This is a genomic window from Rhodanobacter sp. BL-MT-08, from assembly GCF_054161255.1.
Genome location: NZ_CP167872.1, coordinates 680400 through 696658, shown reverse-complemented (window position 1 = coordinate 696658; position 16259 = coordinate 680400). Strand labels below are relative to the sequence as shown.

The window sequence follows — 16259 nt, the reverse complement described above, 5'->3', positions numbered from 1 at the left end:
CCCACGGCAGGCCACGGGTGGCAAACGGCGCTTACCGAGAGCATGTCCAAGCCGCGATTCGCAAACCTTGCACTGAGGCAACGCATAAAAACCCCGCTTCTAAGGCTACCGCGCACCAGCCTGATTTGCTGGTGCGATGGAAAAGCGACATCGCGGCCCCGTTTCAACTTGGCATCGCGGACATTCGCCCCAACCGTGGTCAAAGCATCGTCTTCCCGGCGATTACTTGCGATAGTACGCCCGAAAAATGGTTTTAACGCGCCCCCCGTCCAAATAAAACAACCTCCACCGTCTGAATCAAAATCAAAAGATCGAACATGAGATTGTGATTCTTGACGTAATACAAGTCGTATTTGAGCTTTTCGACAGCGTCTGCTTCCGAGGCCCCGTAGGGATAGCGCAGCTGCGCCCATCCGGCCAGGCCCGGCTTCAGGCAGTGGCGTAACTCGTAATAACGAATTTTCTTGCCGAGATCGACCACGAATTGAGGCCTTTCGGGGCGGGGCCCGATGAAACTCATCTCGCCCTTGAGTACGTTCCAAAGCTGCGGCAGCTCGTCGAGGCGCACCTTGCGAGTGAAGCGACCAACATGCGTGACTCGATCGTCGTCCTTGTTGGCCCACCTCGCAACACCATCCAGCTCGGCGTCGGTTCGCATGCTGCGGAACTTGATCAGGCTGAAAGTCTTGCCGCGCGCGCCGACGCGCTCCTGGCGATAAAGGATGGGTTGACCGGCGCCGGACTCCAGCCGGATGGCCAGCGCAACCATCAGCATGAACGGCCAGGTCAGCAGCAGAACCACAGCGGCTATTAGCAGGTCTGAGCAGCGCTTGCTGAAGCGCCGCAGCGGCGTGGCATCGAATCCGCCAGAAAACACCAGCCAGGAAGGATCGGTCAGCGACAACTGGACGCGCCCCGACTCCCGCTCGAAGAAAGTCGCCAGATCCGTGATGTCGACGCCGAGCTGCCGGCACTCGAGCAGCTCCTCCATCGGCAACCCGCCGCGGCGGTCATCGACGCCGACCACGATCTCATCCACACGCTCTCGCTGCACCCACTCGTGCAGCGAGACCTCGGGGCTGACCAGATTTTGCGTAGGTACGCGCAACGCTTCGCCGGGTCGCGGCAGAAATCCCACGAGAACGAAACCGCGCCGATCCGACTGCCGGCGCATCCGGTTGTGAATCTGCTCCGCGCGCTTCCCCGCGCCCAGCACAAGTACGCGTCGCTGGAACACTTTGTTGTCCAGCAGCCGCATGAAAGCAGCTCTAAACACGGTAACGAAGATGAAGCCGAGTACCAGCGCGATACTCATGACCCCGCGGCCCACATAAGCCTGGGGTACAAGGTAATAAAGTACAAACAGACCCAGACAGCCAAGCACAAAGCCTACCGCCTGCCTCGCCAGCAGCCCAAACCAGCTGGTGCGCATGTGCGACTGATACTGACCTAACGCCACCATGCCCGTCAGCAATACAACCGCGAACGCCAGCGACCGCTCCGGCAGATATCGGGAAAACAGCGCGAGATCAGCCGGCTGACCGATGTACCGTAGGTACATCGCAAGATTCAGCGCAGCCGCGAGCAGCAGCAATTCGACCGAGATCAGTAACAATAGCCAGCGACTGGCCTGCCTACGTAGAAAGCGGAGCATACAATTCCCCCCGACACACGGCCCACGCCCGCTCGGAAGAGGGGCTCTTCGACGCTTCGCTGGTTCGTTATTCGGCGCCTGGGCCGACGATTACTACACTATATCTGTGACACTTACAATATTTCTTCATCACATTTTCAGATGAATCGCGCCGCGCTCAACACGCATCGAGCGCTGCTTAGGTGGCTTGACTGCGCGGTCGCCACCCGCACTGGACTCGTTGACACTTTAGCCCGCTCGCCGATGTTCGGCGATTCCGGTCAAGTCAATCGCGATCGCGCTGCCCACGATGCCCGTGCGGCCGCTCGATCGGCCGGCCGCCGCGCTGACGGCGCAGCCTGGCCTCCAGCGTCGCTGCCTGCTCCTCGCGCTCGTCGTGCAGCTTGAGGTAGTTGCGCCAGCGTTCGGGCGTGAGCTCGCCGGTGTCCAGCGCGACCTGGATCGCACAGCCCGGTTCGCTGCCGTGGCCGCAGTCGGCGAAGCGGCAGGCTTCGGCCAGCACTTCGATATCGGCGAAGAGGTCGAGATTTTCTTCGCCGGTGAGCTTCAGTTCGCGCATGCCGGGCGTATCGATCAGACAGCCGCCGCTGGGCAACTGCAGCAGCGCGCGATGCGTGGTGGTGTGACGGCCGCGGCTGTCGTGCGTGCGCACCTCGGCGGTCGCCATGCGGTCGGTACCGAGCAGCGTATTGGTGAGCGTGGATTTGCCCGCGCCGGACGAGCCGACCAGCACCGCGCTGTCGCCCGGCTTCAGGTACTGGGCCAGCAGCGCCACGCTGGCCGGATCCTTGCTGTTGAGGGGATGAATCGGCGTGCTGTCCGGCAGTCGCGCGCGCAGGGCGTCGATCTGCTCCTGCGCGTCGTCGCGGGTATCGAGCTTGCTTAGCAGCACCACCGGCTGCGCCCCGGAATCCTCGGTCAGCGATAGGTAGCGCTCGATACGGGCCGGATTGAAATCGCCGTCCAGTCCGGTAAGCACCAGCACGTAGTCGATATTGGTCGCGATGATCTGCCGCTCGTAGCGCTCGCCTGCTGCCGCACGGGACAACACGGTGCGACGCGGCGACACGCTGACGATATGCGGCGGCGCGCCGTCAGCCACTTCGACGAAATCGCCCACGGCCGGCCGCTCGCCCGGATCGATGCCGCGCTTGAGGAAGCGGCCGTCGGGCTGTGCGCCGAACAGCGTTTCGCCGTCGTGCAGCTCGTAGCCGGCCCGATGCTGCGCCACCACGCGGGCCAGCCGCAGGCCGTTGCCGGGCAGCGTGTCACCGCGCCAGCCTATGCGTCGCAGGCGTTCGATCGATTCGGCATCACTCATGGGGGAGATCTGGCTGCACGGGTGCCGTGATTATGCCCTGCCTTTCCATGGCCCGTCCGTGAACCGCGATTTGCCCTTGCGTGGCCCTGATCGGCCTCGCACCATGCGCCTGCGCACTGCTAGCATCACCGTTTCGGCCACCGCGCCGGCAATTGCGATGAAGGATTCCGGCGTTGGCTTCGAAGACAGGCGGTTCAATCACACCCGGCGCCATCGCGCCCAGTTCTCACCTGACCGACGTGCGTTACGAGATCCGCGGCGCGCTGACGCGGCGCGCGCGCGACATGGAAACGTCCGGCCAGGAGATCATCAAGCTCAATATCGGCAACCTGAGCCGCTACGGCTTCGAGGCGCCCCCGCACCTGCGCGAGGCGATCGCCAGCCATCTGCATGAGAGCGAGGGCTACGGTCATGAGCAGGGCCTGGAGATGGCGCGCGACGCCATTGCCGCACAGCAGCGCGCCCGCGGCGCACGCCACGTCGACCCGGAGCGCATCTTCATCGGTAACGGCGTCAGCGAGCTGATCGACATCAGCCTGCGCGCGCTGCTGCAGACCGACGACGAAGTGCTGCTGCCCAGCCCCGACTATCCGCTGTGGAGTGCCGCGACGATCTTGAACGGTGGTCGACCGCGCTATTACCGGTGCACGGCGGCCAACGGCCATTTGCCCGACCCGGAAGAAATCGAGGCGCTGATCACGCCACGAACCCGCGCGCTGGTCTTGATCAATCCCAATAACCCGACCGGCGCGGTGTATCCGCGCGCGCTGCTGGAGCAGCTGGTGGCGGTAGCAGCACGGCATCGCCTGCTGCTGCTTTGCGACGAGATCTACGACGAAATTCTGTATGACGACGCCGTGTTTCAGCCGCTGGCCGAAGTCGCCGGCGAGCTCCCGTGCATCAGCTTCGGTGGCTTGAGCAAGGTGCATCGCGCCTGCGGCTATCGCGTCGGCTGGATGAGCCTGTCGGGCGATCCGAAGCGAACGTCAGCCTACCGCGATGCGCTGCAGCTGCTCGCCGCACTGCGCCTGTGCGCCAACATGCCCGCGCAGTGGGCAGTGATTCCCGCATTGCAGGACGCGCCGACCGTCCGCGCCTTGACCGTCGCCGGCGGCCGGCTGCACGAGGCGCGTGAGGCGGTGATCGACGGCGTGTTGGCCAGCGACTATCTCGACCTCGTCACGCCCGGCGGCGCGCTGTACGCATTCCCGCAGATTCGCGCCAGCCGCATCGCGAGCTTCGACGACAACGCCTTCGCCCTGCGCCTGCTTGAGGAAGAGTCGATCCTGATCGTGCCGGGCTCGAGCTTTAACGTCGCGGCCAGCCGGCATTTCCGCCTGACCCTGCTGCCGCCACCGGCGCAGCTGCGCGAAGTGTTCGTGCGCATCGAACGGGTGCTGGGCCGGATGGCGGACGAGCAGCCGCATCGCGCGGAAGCGGCGGTGGCGTGAGCATCAGCGAGTTTCGCCGAACGAAAAAGCACGGCGATACCGCAGCGATGTCCGGCGCCGCTGCCGGAACGCAATCGACGCCAACGCTGCGCTATCTCGCTCTCGGTGATTCCTACACCATCGGTGAATCGGTGCCCGCCGAAGCGCGCTGGCCCGTCCAGCTCGTCCAGCGGCTTCGTCGCCGCGGCGTGCGGATTGACGACCCGCGCATCGTCGCTGTCACCGGCTGGACCACCGACGAGCTTTCCGCGGGCATGGATCAGGCAAAGCTCGATGCGACCTACGCGCTGGTGAGCTTGCTGATCGGCGTGAACGATGAATACCGCGGCCGTTCTGCCGGCAGTTATCGCAGGGCCTTTCGTGACCTGCTGCAGCGAGCGGTCGCCCTGGCCGACCACCGGCCGCAGCACGTCATCGTGGTATCGATTCCTGACTGGGGCACCACGCCCTTCGCGCGCGACGATGCCCGCGGCCCTCGGCGCATCGCCGACGAACTGGACGTCTATAACGCCATCGCACGCGACGAAACCTCGCGCGCGGGAGCGCGCTGGGTCAGCATCACCGCGCTGTCGCGCCAGCACGCCGAACTGGTCGCCCACGACGGTCTGCATCCATCCGCGGCGCAGTACGCGCTATGGGCGGACGCGATCACGCCAGTGGCGGCGCAGGCGCTTCGCGACCGCGACTGAGTCCGCCGTTGCACGCCGCAACATCGCTGCAACCATTTCGCCACGCCGCGGTGACCTGACGGCCCGACACTGAGCTCCCGGTAACTACCGGAGTTTTCGCCATGGCGAACTTCATCTGCCGCAGCGCCTTCATCTCCGACGTGCATCTGGGCACGCCCGACTGCAAGGCGCGCTACCTGCTCGACTTTCTGCGCAAGCTGCGCTGCGAAAAGCTCTATCTGGTCGGCGACATCATCGACATGGAAGCGCTGACCCGCCGGCACTGGTGGCATGCGGACCACACCGCGGTGCTGGCTGAAATCATGGCCATGGCCAAGCGCGGCGTCGACGTCACCTATATCCCCGGCAACCACGACTGCCCGCTGCGCGGCATGGCGGGGCAAACCATCGGCGGCGTAAAGATTCGCCTCGATGCGATCCACGAAGGCGCGGATGGCCGTCGCTATCACGTCAGTCACGGCGACGAGTTCGACCCCGAGCAGGTCGGCCGCGGCTGGATGGTGCATCTGGGCGAAGCGATGCACCGCTTCATCTGCTGGAGCAACCGGCGTCTGTACGGCGTGCGTCGCCGGCTGGAGCTGCCGTACGTGCCGCTGTCGATCATCATCAAGTCGCATGTCGGCAAGGCGCTGGCGTATATCCGCGCCTACGAAAATCGCGTGGCCGGCGATGCCGCCGAACGCGGCTTCGATGGGCACATTTGCGGCCACATCCATTACGGCCAGGTGCGCGAGATCGGTGGCGTGCTGTACCTCAACGACGGCGACTGGGTCGAGCACTGCACCGCGCTGACCGAAGACCACACAGGCGCGATGGAGCTGATCCACTGGAGCGAGCAGCCCACGGCGCTGGGGCGGGCCAGCCGGGAGCTGCTGCTACCCTCACCCGCGGCCGCACTCGCCCTGGCGCCGCTGTCGGTACGCCGGCGCAGTCTGGAGCAGCTTCGGCCGGCGGCGTAAACGAAACCAGCGAGACCAGAAACGCCGGCTTGACCCGTCGTTCTGCTTGAACCTGCTGCGCAGCGGCGCCATATGGGATCATTGACCTCTCTACAGGAGTCCTCCCATGTCCCTCGACAGCGCCACCCGCGAACGTATTGAAACCGTGCTCAAGGATCACCGCGTGGTGCTCTTCATGAAGGGCGACCGCCGCCAGCCGCAGTGCGGCTTCTCCGCCGCCGCCACCAACATGCTCAACGAGCTGCTGCCGGATTACCACACGATCAACGTGCTTGAAGACCCGGAAATCCGCGAAGGCATCAAGGCCTACGGCGAATGGCCGACCATTCCGCAGCTGTATGTCGAAGGCGAACTGGTCGGCGGCGCCGACATCATCCGTCAGCTCTACACCAGCGGTGAACTGCACGAGCTGTTTGGCGCCGCCAAGCCCGACCGCACGCCGCCGGAAATCACCATCACCGATGCCGCCGCCGAGGCGATCCGCCAGGGCACCGCCGACGCGCGAGGCGTGGCGCTGCATCTGGAAATCGGCCCCGACCACAGCGCCGGCTTCCAGCTGGCGCCGGCCGGCGAGCACGACATCGTGTCGCACAGTAACGGCCTGGAGGTGCATTTCGATCCGGCCAGCGCGCAGCGCGCCAAAGGCATCGTGATCGACTGGGTATCCACCGTGCAGGGCGAAGGGCTGAGCCTGAAGTTTCCCGGCGCGCAGGAAATCAAATCGCTGACCGTGCAGGAGCTCAAGGCCCGACTGGCCGCTGGCGACGTCACCCTGATCGACGTGCGCCCGGCCCACAACCGCGCCGCCGTTCCGCCGTTGCCGCAGGCACGCGTGCTGGAAGACGAAGGGTACGAGCGCCTCGCCGCCCTGCCCAAGGACACGGCGCTGGCCTTCATCTGCAACGTCGGTATCTCCAGCCAGAGCATGGCCGAACGTTTCGCCGCGCACGGCTTCAGTAACGTTTACAACGTGGCGGGCGGCATGGAAGCGTGGCATTCGGCTTGATCGGCTGAACCCGCTGCATGTCCGCACACCCAACCACGAACCACATCAGCCAGTGGATGGCGGAGGCCGGCCGCGCGCTCGGCCAGGGCAAGCTGGAAGCCGCCGAGCGCCTGCTGAAGCAGGTGCTGGCGGCAAACCCGGTGCTGGCCGATGCGCGCTACCTTTACGGCATCACCTGCCTGATGCGCGGCCAGGCCGGCGAAGCCGCCGACTGGCTGCGCAAGGCCGTCGAGCAACGGCCCGCCGACGCCAATATGCGGACCTATCTGGGCTGCGCCCTGCACGATGCCGGCGCGTTCGACGAAGCGCTGATCCACCTGCGCCGCGCCTGCGAACTGGCGCCGCAGCAGGCCAAGCTCCGCTACAACCTCGGCAAGGCGTTGAAGGAACGCGGTCAACTGAGCGAAGCCAATGAAGCCTTTCGCCAGACGCTGACACTGGACGCACAGCACGTGCTGGCCCGCCTCGGCGTGGCGGATATCGCCACCATGCGGGGCGACATCCCGCGCGCCGTGGCCGAGTACCGGCAAGTGCTTCGCCAGCAACCCGGACGCGCCGAAGCATGGCACGGCCTGGCCAATCTCAAGACCGAGCCGCTGGGGCCGGACGCCATCGCGCTGATCCGCCGCGCCCTGGGCGAGCCCAACCTGCCGCCCGACACGCGGGTCATGCTCGGTTTCAGCCTGTTCCGCGCGCTGGAAGACCAGCAAGACTACGCCGGCGCTTTCGATGCGCTGCGCCAGGCCAACGCCGACAAACGACGACAGATACATTGGGACGCCGCCGCCGAACGAGCGCAGATCGACCGCATCGTCGAAGCGTTCCAGGGACCGCTGCCCGCACCGCTGAACCCCACGCTGGGCCACGAAGTCATCTTCATCGCCAGCATGCCACGCTCGGGTTCCACTCTGGTCGAACACATCCTCGCCACCCATCCCGAGGTGGAGGGCGCCAACGAAATTGCCGACCTGCCTCAGGTCATCGACGACGAATCGCGCCGACGAGGCCAGCCGTTCCCGCAATGGGTGAACACCGCCACCGCCGAAGACTGGCACCGGCTGGGGCAGGACTACCTAGCGCGCACTGCGCGCTGGCGCGCGCGCCACCCGCGCTTCACCGACAAGAACGTCGTCAACTGGCCGCTGCTCGGCGCCGCCCGCCTGATGCTGCCCGGCGCAAAAATCATCCACTGCCACCGCGATCCAGTAGAGACCTGCTTCTCCTGCTATCGCCAGCTGTTCCGCAACGGCGTGCACTACAGCTACAACCTCGACGAAATGGCCGAGCACTACCGCGACTATGAGCGCCTCAGCGCGCTCTGGCTGACGCATTACCCGCAGCACGTGCTGGATCTCTCCTACGAAGCGCTAGTACAGCAACCCGAAGCGCAGATCCGGCAACTGCTCGCCTTCTGCAACCTGCCTTTCGATCCCGCCTGCCTGACGCCCCACCAGACACGACGGGAAGTGCTCAGCACCGCGAGTGCAGCACAAGTGCGCGAACCAATCCGCGCTGATACGGCGCACAGCGCAATCTATCTACAGTGGCTACAACCGCTGCAGGAGGCACTTTCACGAAGGACGTAGGGTCCACGCTCAAAGCGCGCAGATGTTCGAAGCGGAAAAACGGCGCAACAGGTGTCGGATGGCTTGCCCGTTCAGGGCTTGTCGATCCGGACACTAATGAGTGATGTGGCCATCGAGATTTCTTATCGTCATTCGGCGTCTGCAGAGTCGATCCCACGTGAATGATGGAGTGCATTCTAAAGCCGCCAGCCTTTCTTGGTCCAACCGAACTCGGCTCCACCTCTCGTTCCCGACCCTCGAATTCGCCGCGCTCAGGCTGAACGTTATGGATACGGTGCTTTGATGGTGCCTTGCAGGTCGCGACACCGGATCTCGATCGCTGATGAGGACGCATAAAACAAGGCCGCCGGTTACCCAGCGGCCTTGTCGCTTTACATCTCGTTAGCTCATGCCCCCGCTCGCGACGGCATGAGGTGGGAGGGTATGACTTAGAAGTCGTACTTGACGTTGAAATCTACGTAGCGCGGCATCTCAGTCGACTCCGCGGTGTGGTAGACAGGGTTATACAGGAACGTTCCGGAGTTGCCGCCTCCGGCACCGCCGCCGTTACCAATGGCGTACTGGGTGTAGTAGAGCGTGGCCTTCTGTTCGTTGAGTACGTTGTGTATTTCGGCCTGCAAGGTGAGGTGCTTGTTCGCCCAGTCCGGTGTGTACGTAATGCTCAAGTTGAGCTGATGGGTCCACGGCGTACGGCCGCTGTCGCCCGGGGCGGACGGCATGCCGCCGTATCCCACGTAAGCTCCCGTGACCGGGTCCTGTACCATCGAAATGCCGCTAGGCACGCCACCGCAGAAGTGCTGATACGGGCCACCATATGCATCCTCGAAAATGGTGGGTCCGAAACCACTCAAGCAGACGTTCGGCGCACCAGACTGCATGATGAAGGTGGCACTGGCAATCCATTCCGGCGATATGGCATAGGAGCCGAAGGCCTTGATGGTGTGGCGATGATCATTGGCCTGATCACCATTGGCGTACGCCATGAGATCCGGGAAATCCCACTGTGCCGTGGTCGAACCGGAAAAGCCGCCGTTCGACGCGTTCGTGATCTGCCCGATGGCGGTATCGGTCGGACCCTCGGTGCTGCCGTACGACTTGGAGAACAGATAGTCGATCTTGCCGAACCATTTGCCGTCCCAGGTGTGCTCCAGATAGGTATCCAGGGCGTAGTACTTGCGTGAAGGCTGCGGGAAGCCGATAAACGGCTGACCGGCGGTATAGACTCCCTGCCCGGTGTTCGGATTCCAAACGACCGCGCCGTCGGGTTGCGGAATGTAGTTGGTCTTCCCCGGATTAACCAGGCCTGGAATAACGAAGCCATCGGGCCCAACGACGTTGGTGTCATCCACCAGATTGCCGGCCTTTTCATAAGTCGCCTGCGAACCGAATACCAGACCGGTATCGCCAAGCTGTTTCTCGAAGCCCAGGACGTATTCATCCTGATACTGGGGCTTGAGGTTGGACGAGGCATAGTCCTTGATATTGCCCGGGACACCATTCTCACCATCCGACGAGAAATAACCCACCGGCGTCCCCGGAGCCTGCGCCGTGAGCGGAAGCGGCTTGAATCCGATCGGAAGGCCGTTCGCATCAATGCCGGTATAGGTACCCGTGATGGTGCCGTTGATCGAGCCGAATGCGGAGTTACGTGCGGCCAGACCTGCCGGCAATGCCAGGTAGTAACGCCCTGCGTTGCCGAACACTTTCATCGTGCTGTCGCCGAACACGTCCCAGCTGAAGCCCAGACGCGGCGCCCACTGCGGGCTGGTTTCGCGAACATATGCAACACCGGCGGGACCAAGGTTTTCGAACTGGTCGTTGCGCAGGCCAAGGTCAAGCAACAGGTTCGGGGTAACCTGCCATTTGTCTTCCACGTACTGTGCCTTCTGGCGAGCCGCAATCGTCACGTTCTGCTGCACGAGGTTCTCGACGACGTAGTTGCCGAGCCCAGGATTACCGGCAAAAGGCGCGCTCGAGAAGCTAGATGGAATGGCATTGACGTAGGTATACGCGCCGCCACCAAGAATCGAGGTACCGTCGTCATCGTCACGGTACTGCACGTTGTCGATACCGAACTTGACGTCGTGGTCGGGCGTGACCTTCCAGTCCAGGTCGACGCGCAGGTTTTCGGTCTTGGTTTTGTGACCCGGATTGCCGATCGTCGTGTCCACAAGGTTGGGGACATTGACACCTGCCGGCACAGGAACGCCTGAGAAGGTCACCGGGGCCACATTCTCGCCAGACAGACCGGAGTAATACTGCCCAGTCATCACACCGTACTGCGCTTCAAGCGTGAGATTGTCGGTGATGTACGAGGTGTACTTGAGGATGCCGACCTTGTACGTATCCTTGGTCGTTACGCCGGGCCCGTAAAGCGAACCGACTTTCTGATCGGTGTAATCATAGTTGTAGAAGTTGTTGGTCGTTTCCTGGCGCTGGGTCTGGACGCCGGTGAACTCCAGCACGTTGTTGTCATTGATGTTCCAGTCGAGCTTGCCATACAGCTTCGGGCTAATGTGGGCCGTCGATTGATAGAAACCCTGCGGTGACGTTATGCCGTAGTTCGCCAGGCCACCCTGATTGCTGTCGTGCTGCCACTCAGCCGTAATGAAGAAGAACAGCTTGTCCTTGATCAGCGCGCCGCTGAGGTAGGCGTCGTACACCGTTTCCCAATCGCTGTTCTGCTTGCGGCCGTTTTCGATCTGGCCGTAACCTGGCGCGTAGTTCGTGGTGCCCTGGCTCGGGGCCAGATAAGAGCCGACGGTGGGATTGCCCATGGCACCGACGGGTGTCAGCGGATTGTTGTAATGGATGTTGCCGTAGTTGCTTTCGGCCCAGGACGGCTGCCAGGACGCGTAGACGCCGGCATGGAAGTCGTTGCTGCCGCGCTGGCCGATCTGGCTGATCACGCCGCCGGTGGAACGACCGTACTCGGGGCCGTAACCAGAGGTAATGGTCTGCTGTTCGGCGATGGCAAAGAATGGCAGGGAAATGCCACCCGCACCGCCGATCGGATCGGTGGTGTTGAAGCCGTTCAAATAATAGGCGTTTTCCACGACGCTGTTGCCGCCGAAGGAAACGAGCGGCGCGCCCGTCGGGCCCGAGCCAAGCGTGGAACCGCCCAGGTTAGTGCCGGGGGCCAGCAGCGCAATGGCTTCAGCGCTGTGAGCCACCGGCAGCGTCTTCAGCTGCTCCGCAGTGATCACCTGATTCTGACGCGTGGAAGAAATATCGATCGGCGGCAGCTTGTTCGCCGACACCGTCACAGTCGAGAGATTCTGTGCGTTGACGCTGCTGCCGCTAAGATCCGAAGCGGCAAATGGCACCGCCGTGCCGCCGGATACGCTGACCTGGACATGCTCGTGTGAGGCCACCACTTTGCCATTTTGCAGCAGCGATACCGTGTAATCGCCGACCGGCAACTGATTCGCACCGTAGCGACCATCGCTGCCTACCTTCACCTCACGCGTCAATCCGGTGCTACTGCTAACGACCCTGACCGTCTCACCGGCTGCCACTGGCGCCGTACCAAACACCGATCCCGTAGTGGCCTGCGCAAGCACCTGACCCGAAATACCAAACCCTACGGCAATTGCGAGTGCCAAGGCAGTATGACGAACGGTGACGCCGTTACGCCGAACGCTCTTCCCATCAGATGCGAGTACCAGCTTTTTAGAATTCATCAATAGATCCCCAGTGGCAAAAATGTCGACCCTTAAAAACACTTAAAAAAACAGCAAATGAAGCCAATCCCATAGCCAGCCGCTGACTGAATTCGCCAGCTCCAATTCCAAAACTTCTATATTTTCGGCATATGGCGGGTAGTGCAAAAAAGCTGCTACGGATGCTCTGCTTTCACACGCTTGTAGCAATCTGAATACACCCCGACCATAAACTTTGGAATAACAGAAAGTCAACAAGGGGATAACGCACCAGTGGCCGCACGTTATTACGAATAAACCGCAAGATGTTGATTTTACCGGAAGCCGATGCGCCTGTTGCGCTGAATTACTGGAGTTTCAAAGAAAGTTAATCGCAATATATTTCACATGAAAATCTTTTCATGTGAGGTTTTCCTTGTAAAGATAGGTAACGTCATGGCGAGCTTTGCCTCTAACTAGAACCCGTTTCGTTAAAACCGGTTCGAACCGGCAGCGGTCCGCGCAGACGCGATTGAAAACGCCAGACGAAGCGCGGATCAGTTGGAGGACGCGGCTCGCCTCCCTAATGATGCGGTCCTACACCATAGACAGGGCGCGCGAAGCACGTTCGCAGCTCTTGATCAGGCCTTCGGGTTGGGAGACGGACGCGTGCTCGAACTTCCGGCAGCCCGTTCGCAGAAGTACAGAATCCTCGACTCTTCAATCGGCACCCTATAATCGTGTTCCCAGGTCTCCGTTGCCTTCCGGTCTCGACGTCAAGAATGAACACCCCGCCAACCGACAGCACCATGCACCGGGACAGGGCACGGATGCATGCGAGAAACAAGGACATGCTCCTGGCAGAGCAGTCGTATTGGCGGTTGCTGCATGCAAACCCGCAGGACGTCGAAGCGCTCCAGTTTCTGGCGGCCGAGCATCTTGCACGCGGTGATACCGACAAAGGCATAACTTTGTTGACGCAGGCACGGGACGCCCAACCGAACGACCCGGCGACTTGGCACCACCTGGGCGCTGCACAGTTGGAATGCGGAAACGTTGCGTTGGCCGCGCAAAGTTTACGACATGCCGTACAAATATCCCCCACGATGTTTGTGGCGCGATTGCGCCTCGCCACTGCACTTGAAGCGCTGGAACAACCTGCGGAAGCGCTGCTCGCCTATTTTCGCGCGATTAACGATGCGCAGGCGCAGGGGCGCTGGCTGAGCGATGCGACCACCGCTCCGGCCCTGCGCCAGAGCGTCAAATACGCCATGGACTATGTCGACGCCGGCAGAAAACAGATTTTCGAAAGCGTCCTGGATCCGCTGCGACAACGCTATGGCTTGTCGGAGCTCAAGCGTGTCAGCCAGTGTCTGGCCATTTATCTTGGCGAGCAGCCGGCCAACTTGCCCGATCTTCGTCAGCAGCCAAAGTTTCTCTACTTTCCAGGGATTCCCTCGCAACCGTTTTATCCGCGTGATCGATTCCACTGGCAAGCAGAGCTGGAATCGTCCAGCGGCATCGTCCGGGAGGAGTTACTCGCAATCATGGAGCAGCCACAAGCACTGGAAGCGTTTCTTCAGTCCGGCCAGCCCTCCGCGGGGGGAGTGCTACTGACCTCTTCAAGCGATCAAGCCGCGGCGTGGGACGCTTACTTTTTCTATCGTCATGGCAATCGTTACGACGAAAACTGCAAGCGGTGTCCACATACTGCTGAACTGCTTGATTCCATGCCGCTGGTGCGCATTCGAGAGCACGCGCCGGAAACGTTGTTTTCCGTACTCAGTCCGGGCACGCACATCATGCCCCATCGTGGCGTTACAAATACCCGGCTAGTGACGCACTTGCCGCTCATCGTACCGAGCGACTGCGCGCTTCGCGTGGGCGGAGAATTGCATGAATGGAAGCAAGGCCAATGTGTCACGTTCGATGACACGTTTGAACACGAAGCATGGAATCGCAGCGATCGAACGCGAGTTGTTCTGATCATCGATAGCTGGAATCCGGATCTTAGCGAGGCGGAGCGTGCTGCGGTAACCGATCTCGTCTGCGCGATTGGCGATCTGAATCGCGAAGTGGGGCTTTAAGTGCCGTCTGTCGGCCTGAACGGATCTTTTTGCGAGGACAAGTTCCTAGCCAGATTGGATGAATTGTCTACTGCGAAGCCACCCTAATTTTCCAGCATCAGGGGTCAAAGCCCGCGATTGCCATACGGAGCGTTACTGATTGAGTCACTTAATATTCGGGACCACTCAGATAGCTGCCTAGGTGGGGGCGCAATCAGGCCCGGATACATCCCAATGCGAGTCAGCCCGCGCTTTTGCATTTTGTTCCAAAGAGAGTTCCCATGGATACACCGTCGCCGACATTGAGCGTTACCGCATTACAGCAACTTGAAGCGGCCGGTGAGTTGCTGCATATGGGGCGGGCCGATCAAGCCGAACAGAAGCTTGAGTCGCTGGCTAGCGAGCACCCCGATCATCCAGAAGTGCTTCGACTGCAGGCAGGCTTGTTGAGCCTGCGGGGTCAACATGCCCAGTCCGTCAGGACCATGCAGAAAGCAATCCGAATGCAGCCGCAGAACGCGCTCTATCACAACACTATGGGCACGTTACTTGGCGCTGCCGGCGACTATGAGTTGGCGATAAAGGCGTTACGGAACGCCTGTGGTCTGAAGCCTGATCTGGCCATCGCCTGGTACAACCTCGGTGTGATGCTGACTCGGTCTGTCTACAACGATGAAGCGATATCGGCGCTCAAACGTGCAGTCGATCTGGCTTCGGATCATTGGAATGCACGGGCGCTGCTGGCGGATATGTTGCGCACGCAAGGTCAGGTCGATGAGGCCCGGTCGGAGTACAAAAAATTACTCGCCGAACGGCCATCTACAGGAACCGCCTGGTGGGGGCTGGCAGATCTAAGGGGCGAACCGTTCTCCGCGAACGACGTGAGTCAGATGAGGGCAGCACTAGGAGACCCCCAAGCCACCGTCGATGACTTGATCGCCATCCGCTTTGCTCTGGCAAGAGCGATGGAAGACGCCCAGAACTATGCCGAGTCACTCCATCTGCTTGCCGAAGCCAACGCGATGGCGCGCAGCAGGCAAGCGTGGGATGCCACGAAATTCTCCGATGCGGTCGAGGAGATCAGCGACGCTTTTTCAAAACCGATAAGTCGATCGGGTAAAGATCTCGGAAAGGAGGTGATATTCATCACAAGCCTACCCCGCTCCGGCTCTACCCTCGTTGAGCAGATCTTCGCTTCGCATTCGTCGATTGCTGGAGCAGGAGAGCTTCCAGACCTGCCTTTAGTCCTCAACGAAGAGTCACGCAGAAGGGGCATGGCATTTCCCAAGTGGGCGCCCGCAATGGTTCCCGCTGATTGGGAAAGGCTCGGCCAGCGTTATCTCGAACGCACAGCACGCTGGAGAAAAGACCGTCCCATTTTCATCGACAAGCTGCTCAACAACTGGATGTACGTAGGAGCCATTCGCGCCATGTTGCCAGCGGCGCGCATTATTGCCTGCCGCCGCGATCCTCTTGAAACGTGTTTTTCGTGCTATCGCCAGCATCTTGCAAATAACGAATACACGCGCTCTTTCGCCGATATAGCGAATTTCTGGCACAGCTTTGACCGCAGTATTGCGGCCGCCACTGCGGCTTATCCGAACGCTGTTTTCGATCATCAATACGAAACTTTACTTGCAGAACCGGAGGCGCAGATCAGGCGGCTGCTCACATTCTGTGGACTTCCGTTCGAATCGGCTTGCGTGAACTTTCACAGGACGGATAGAGAGGTGCGCTCCCCCAGTGCCACGCAGGTACGCCGACCGCTGCACAATACCTCCCGCGCGGCTCGATACGGTGCACTGCTTGATCCCCTGCGCGCCGCACTGAATATCGAGGCGTCAGCGGCAGGCAGTGAAAGAGGTGGGTGAAAATTGCATGGCTGT

10 protein-coding genes are annotated in these 16259 nt (G+C 61.5%); 7 read left to right on the top strand and 3 right to left on the bottom strand.

Annotation, left to right across the window (positions count from 1 at the left end):
- Nucleotides 1-253 precede the first annotated feature (253 nt).
- Together ACDK93_RS02770 and rsgA are read right to left on the bottom strand one after the other, a co-directional pair.
- Nucleotides 254-1654, bottom strand: a complete 1401-nt coding sequence (locus ACDK93_RS02770; protein ID WP_458071063.1) for a TIGR03013 family XrtA/PEP-CTERM system glycosyltransferase — start codon at nucleotides 1652-1654, stop codon at nucleotides 254-256.
- A gap of 265 nt (nucleotides 1655-1919) precedes the next feature.
- Complete coding sequence (gene rsgA, locus ACDK93_RS02765) at nucleotides 1920-2975, bottom strand: ribosome small subunit-dependent GTPase A (RefSeq protein WP_458071062.1); 1056 nt, start codon at nucleotides 2973-2975, stop codon at nucleotides 1920-1922.
- Nucleotides 2976-3148: 173 nt separating this feature from the next.
- Between rsgA and ACDK93_RS02760 the strand changes: the two genes are divergently transcribed.
- The 5 genes from ACDK93_RS02760 to ACDK93_RS02740 all read left to right on the top strand — a co-directional run bounded on the left by ACDK93_RS02760 (nucleotide 3149) and on the right by ACDK93_RS02740 (nucleotide 8666).
- On the top strand, nucleotides 3149-4426 hold the full coding sequence (locus ACDK93_RS02760; protein WP_458071061.1) for an aminotransferase class I/II-fold pyridoxal phosphate-dependent enzyme: 1278 nt from the start codon (nucleotides 3149-3151) through the stop codon (nucleotides 4424-4426).
- A 47-nt stretch (nucleotides 4427-4473) separates the two neighbouring features.
- Nucleotides 4474-5115: an SGNH/GDSL hydrolase family protein gene (locus ACDK93_RS02755; protein WP_458072326.1), complete on the top strand. Its 642-nt coding sequence runs from the start codon at nucleotides 4474-4476 to the stop codon at nucleotides 5113-5115.
- Nucleotides 5116-5216: 101 nt separating this feature from the next.
- The gene (locus ACDK93_RS02750) at nucleotides 5217-6074 is read left to right on the top strand and encodes a UDP-2,3-diacylglucosamine diphosphatase (protein ID WP_458071060.1); all 858 of its coding nucleotides are present in this window, start codon (nucleotides 5217-5219) and stop codon (nucleotides 6072-6074) included.
- Between the two features lie 106 nt (nucleotides 6075-6180).
- Nucleotides 6181-7080, top strand: coding sequence for a Grx4 family monothiol glutaredoxin (grxD, locus tag ACDK93_RS02745; protein WP_458071059.1), 900 nt, complete (start codon nucleotides 6181-6183; stop codon nucleotides 7078-7080).
- A gap of 17 nt (nucleotides 7081-7097) precedes the next feature.
- Nucleotides 7098-8666 (top strand): sulfotransferase, encoded by a 1569-nt coding sequence (locus ACDK93_RS02740; RefSeq protein ID WP_458071058.1) that lies wholly within the window; start codon nucleotides 7098-7100, stop codon nucleotides 8664-8666.
- Nucleotides 8667-9094: 428 nt separating this feature from the next.
- On the opposite strand, the gene ACDK93_RS02735 is transcribed toward ACDK93_RS02740, so the two are convergent.
- Nucleotides 9095-12349 (bottom strand): TonB-dependent receptor, encoded by a 3255-nt coding sequence (locus ACDK93_RS02735; protein ID WP_458071057.1) that lies wholly within the window; start codon nucleotides 12347-12349, stop codon nucleotides 9095-9097.
- Nucleotides 12350-13089: 740 nt separating this feature from the next.
- Between ACDK93_RS02735 and ACDK93_RS02730 the strand changes: the two genes are divergently transcribed.
- A complete protein-coding gene (locus tag ACDK93_RS02730; protein WP_458071056.1) occupies nucleotides 13090-14394 on the top strand; it encodes an aspartyl/asparaginyl beta-hydroxylase domain-containing protein in 1305 nt (434 codons plus the stop codon).
- 260 nt (nucleotides 14395-14654) lie between these two features.
- The gene (locus ACDK93_RS02725; protein ID WP_458071055.1) at nucleotides 14655-16244 is read left to right on the top strand and encodes a tetratricopeptide repeat-containing sulfotransferase family protein; all 1590 of its coding nucleotides are present in this window, start codon (nucleotides 14655-14657) and stop codon (nucleotides 16242-16244) included.
- The last annotated feature ends 15 nt before the right edge of the window (nucleotides 16245-16259 follow it).